The following is a 1,301-nucleotide window of genomic DNA, read 5'->3' as shown; positions in this document are numbered from 1 at the left end:
GCCCGCCGGCCAGGCCCTCGCCCAGCGCGGGATGCCGCCACGCACCGTCGACGGCTTCCTGCGCCCGCTGCTCGCCACGCTGCTGTGCGACCCGGAGCTGACCACCTCCAGCAGGTGCGCCGACCTCGCGCTGCGCTCCTTCGCGAGCGGCCGGCTCTGTGTGCCGGAGGGCGGCGCGGACGTGCTGCCCGAGCTGCTGGCGCAGGCGCTGCCGCCCGGCACCGTGCGCACCGGCGTGCGCGTGACCTCGGTGTGCACCACCTCGGTGACCACCGCCGAGCACGGCGAGATCCGCTGCCGGGCGGTACTGCTCGCGACGGACGCGCGGGCCGCGGCGGAGCTGCTGCCGGGCCTCAGGGTGCCGGACTTCCACCCGGTGACCGTGGTCCACCACACCACCGACGACCCGGCGGCGGCCTTCGCGACGGGCACCTCGCTGCTGCTCGACGCCGACCGCGGCGGACCGGTGGCCCACACCGCGGTGCTCAGCAACGTGGACCCTAGCCGGGCGCCGGCCGGCCGGGTGCTGATCTCCTCGACGGTCCTCGGCACACCGCCCGAAGGGGTCGACACCGCGGTCCGCATCCACCTCTCCCGCCTCTACCGCACCTCGACGCGCCGCTGGGAGACCCTGGCCGTACACCACACACCGGCGGCGGTCCCGGCGATGCGCCCGCCGCACGACCTGCGCCGCCCGGTACGGCTGCTCGCCGGCCTGTACGTCTGCGGCGACCACCGCGACACCAGCACGGTCCAGGGCGCGCTGCACTCGGCCCGCCGAGCGGCTGCGGCGATGCTGGCGGACCTGGGCGCCGCGGGCTCCCTGCATCGCGCGGATCCGGCACCCACTCTGCCAAGGGCTGCGTAGGCGCCCCGGAAGGGGCGCTAACCCAACGCCGCCACCTTCTCCCGATACCCCCGCACCGGCGCCGCATCCCGATACGGCTCCAGCCGGCGCTCGAAGTCCCTCACGTACTCGATCGCGCGAGCGCTCCGCATCTCCGCGGCCTGGCCGGCGGCCTCCGCGGCGAGCGCACACGCCTGGTCCAGTTCGCCGAGGCCGAGGCGGGCCGTGGCGAGGACGACCCGGCAGAAGAGGCGGCTGCGGGCGTAGGAGGGCGCGCGGAGCTGGAGGGAGCGCTCGGCGTGCTGCGCGGCTGCCCGGAACTGCTGCAGATCCCGGTGGCAGTGCCCGAACTCGTCGGCGAGCTGCGCCTCGTCGAAGAACTTGGCCCAGTACGGCACCTCGTCCCCGGGCCGGGCCGCCTCCAGGGCGCGCTCGGCCCGCACGAGCGCCGCCG

2 protein-coding genes are annotated in these 1,301 nt (G+C 76.3%); one reads left to right on the top strand and one right to left on the bottom strand.

Annotated features, from left to right (window positions below):
• Nucleotides 1–868, top strand: an 868-nt coding sequence (locus M878_RS80285) for an FAD-dependent oxidoreductase (RefSeq protein ID WP_023551319.1), incomplete at its 5' end; no start/stop codon positions are given.
• A gap of 17 nt (nucleotides 869–885) precedes the next feature.
• Here the strand turns inward: M878_RS80285 and M878_RS49365 are convergent.
• Nucleotides 886–1,301 (bottom strand): NsdA family TPR-like regulatory protein (locus tag M878_RS49365; RefSeq protein ID WP_078630448.1); only part of this gene is annotated, 416 nt, incomplete at its 5' end.

Source organism: Streptomyces roseochromogenus subsp. oscitans DS 12.976 (assembly GCF_000497445.1).
Classification (GTDB): Bacteria; Actinomycetota; Actinomycetes; order Streptomycetales; family Streptomycetaceae; genus Streptomyces; species Streptomyces oscitans.
The sequence above is the reverse complement of the archived record's forward strand: the minus strand, read 5'-3'. Positions and strand labels throughout refer to the sequence as shown.